A 2,970-nucleotide genomic window follows, 5' to 3' on the forward strand; every position below is an offset into this window, starting at 1 on the left:
GGCGCGACGCCGGGCTGTGCACAAAATGCGGCCGCAACCCGCCCGGCGACGGCCGGTCGGTCTGCGAGACCTGCCGCGAAGCGATGCGCGCGCGCGAGCGCCGGCGCTACGCCGCGCGCATCGCCGCCGGCCTGTGCGTGCGCTGCGCGGAGCCGGCGGCCGGCGGCCTGTCGCGCTGTACCCGCCACGCCGCGCTGGAGGCCGAACGGGTCTCGCCCGAACGCAAGAGCGCCACGAGCCGGAAGCGCTACGTCCGGCGGCGCGCTGAGCGGCGATGCGTGGATTGCGGGACCGCCACGGCAGGTTCCGCGCGCTGCCCCGCCTGCGCGTACCGCTCCAACAGCCGCGCCCCAGACAGGTACGCGGCGCAGGCCGGGCCGCCCTTCTACACCGTGATCGAACTGGAGACGGGGGTCGACCACGGCACCTGGGAGACCGAGGCCGAGACGGCGGCCTGCCTCGCCTTCCTCGGCCTGCGCCTCGACCAGGTCGAGATCCGCTCCAACATGCCGCTGCTGGCGCTCGCCCTCACCGGCGTGCCGTAGACTTGCGGCCGGTTCCCGGCCGGGCTCCTCCCCGTCCCCGGCGGCAGAATCCAGATTCTGGAACGGCCGGCCGACGCAACCAGCCCCGGAAGGCTTCACCGCCTGCGGGACAGGCGGTAGAAGGGACCGTCGATACGCAATTCCGTCATTCGGGGAAAGTCACAAGGCATGACCGATTCATTTTCCGGCCCCGGCGCCGGCACGTGCATTTCCGCGACGGTCGAACGGTACGATGCTGCGAGGGGCTACGGGGTCCTCGATCCCGGCGACGGCGCGCCGGCCGTCTTCTGTCCCCGCCCGGCGCTGGAGGCCGTCGGCATGGAGATCCTGCTCGCCGGCGCGACGGTCGCCTGCGAGACCGTGCCGGGCCGCCACGGCCCCGAGGTGTCCCGGATCCATGCCGTCGATTTCTCCACCGCATCGGCCCGCCCGTCCTTGCTCGCCCGGGCGCCCGGCAACGGGCGGCCGGCCGCGGAACCGGACGCTGCGCCGGCCGGCCCTGCGGTCTCCGGCCCTGCGGCATCGGCCCGGCCGCTTTGCGCCGTCGTCAAGTGGTTCCTGCCGATGAAGGGCTACGGCTTCCTGGAGCCGGAAGACGGGTCGCCGGACATTTTCTGCCATGTCAGCGCGGTCGAGGCGTCGGGCCGGAACACGCTGCCCCAGGGCGCCGTCGTGACCTGCGAGACCGTGCAGGGCGACAGGGGTTCCCAGGTGTCGAAGATTATCTCGGTCGAGGCCCCGGCCGTCGAAGCCCGCCCGCCGGCCCGCGCCCGGCCCTTCGACGGCCGGTATCCGGGACCGGACGCCGCCGGACAGCCGGCGGCAGACCTGGATGTGGCGGGCACGGTCAAGTTCTACGACCCGATCCGCGGGTTCGGCTTCGTCGTGCCGGACGACGGCGGCCGCGAGGTGTTCGTCCATGCCAGCGTGCTGCTGCGTTCCGGCCTGGCCGACCTGCAGCAGGGCCAGCGCGTCTTCGTCCGCGCGGAAAGCGTGCCGCGCGGGCTCCAGGCGACGGAGATCGAACCTGCCTGAACGGCGCCGGCCCCGACAGGACCCTACCAGGACGGAGGACATCATGGACACGGTAGAACGCGGCGGCGGCAACGTCTTCGCCGACCTCGGCCTGCCCGATTCCGACGCGCACATCGTGAAGGCCGAACTGGTGAGCCGCATCGACGACATCGTCCGCCGGCGCGGCATCACCCAGGCCGAGGCCGGACGCATGCTCGGCCTGTCCCAGCCCGACGTCTCGCGGCTGCTCCGGGGCGACTTCCGCGAATACTCGCTGGAGCGGCTGCTCCGCCTGCTGACCGTGCTCGGGCGCGACATCGACATCGTCATCCGCCAGCCGCGCTCGACCGGCGGCGGCAGGCTGCGCGTCGCCGCGTCCGAGGCCGCCTGACCGCCTCTCCGCGCCGGCGGCATAGCTGCGCCGCCGGCCCGGCGGCGGCGGCGCGCCGTTTCCTTCGAAACCGCCGAACCGGGTATCGCCGCATGAACGATCTCGCCCTGTCGGACCTCCTGGCGTCGCGCGGCTTCCGCGGCGCCGGCGCCGAACGGGCGCTCCAGTGCCTCCGGCAAGCCGGCCTGACCCGGGCCGGCAAGACCCGCATCGCGGAATCGAAGATCGCGGCGGTCGACCGCGTGCTCGCCGCGGCCTTCGCGCGCCACTGCCGCAAGGCCGCCTGCCGGCCGGCGCCCGGCGACGCCCGCGTTCCGGTATCCGTCGCTCCCGAACATTGCGAGAGCTGCGGCGGCAGCGACAACCGCCGGGCGGTCGAGGCCATGCTGGCCGCGATGCGCCGGGCCGGCTGCACGAAGCTGCTGGTCGCCGGCGGCTCGCCGGGCACGCGCGGCGACCTCGAACGGCTCTGCCGCGGCCGCATCGAACTCCGCTTCGTCACCGAGGACACCACCCCCAGCCGGAAGACGGTCGGCCCGCTGCTCGCCTGGGCCGACATTGCCGTCGTCTGGGTTTCGACCGAGATCGCCCACAAGGCGACAGCGGTCCTGCGCGGCGGCAAGGTCCTGAACGTGCACCGCCGCGGCGTCGCCGCCCTGGCGGACGCCGTCCGGGACCGTTGCAGCGGCGCCGCCTGAGCGCATCGAGCCCGCTGTCCGGCGCCGCCCGTCCCCGGCGGTCATTCAAGCATTCCCGGTACCGACCCGGGATTCGGAGGGGGAGAAAAGCCCTTCGGGAGCGAAGCCGCTGCAGGAGAGGGAGCGGCGGAATTGCGACCGGGGAGATCGGAACATGCCGACATTATTATATGCGGGCATCGGGGCGCGGGCGACGCCGGCGGCCGTGCTGGCGGATATGAGCATAATCGCGGGATGGCTGGCCCGGACCGGCTGGCATCTGTCCACCGATTAGGCCTCATATTACACCTCACTATGCAGCTCGACAGGAGGCTCGAGGCTC

At 73.0% G+C, this 2,970-nt stretch carries 4 protein-coding genes; all 4 read left to right on the forward strand.

The annotated features are described in order from the left end of the window. A partial coding sequence (locus tag OXM58_16625) for a hypothetical protein (GenBank protein MDE0149988.1) occupies positions 1 to 545 on the forward strand: 545 nt, incomplete at its 5' end. Positions 546 to 713: 168 nt separating this feature from the next. Beyond that, a complete protein-coding gene (locus OXM58_16630) occupies positions 714 to 1,580 on the forward strand; it encodes a cold shock domain-containing protein (GenBank protein MDE0149989.1) in 867 nt (288 codons plus the stop codon). Positions 1,581 to 1,623: 43 nt separating this feature from the next. Next, positions 1,624 to 1,950 carry a helix-turn-helix transcriptional regulator gene (locus OXM58_16635; protein MDE0149990.1) on the forward strand — a complete coding sequence of 109 codons (327 nt, stop codon included), beginning with the start codon at positions 1,624 to 1,626 and terminating at the stop codon, positions 1,948 to 1,950. Positions 1,951 to 2,042: 92 nt separating this feature from the next. After that, positions 2,043 to 2,648, forward strand: coding sequence for a hypothetical protein (locus tag OXM58_16640; GenBank protein ID MDE0149991.1), 606 nt, complete (start codon positions 2,043 to 2,045; stop codon positions 2,646 to 2,648). Positions 2,649 to 2,970 lie beyond the last annotated feature (322 nt).

The organism is Rhodospirillaceae bacterium, from assembly GCA_028819475.1.
In the GTDB taxonomy this organism is placed as follows: domain Bacteria; phylum Pseudomonadota; class Alphaproteobacteria; order Bin65; family Bin65; genus Bin65.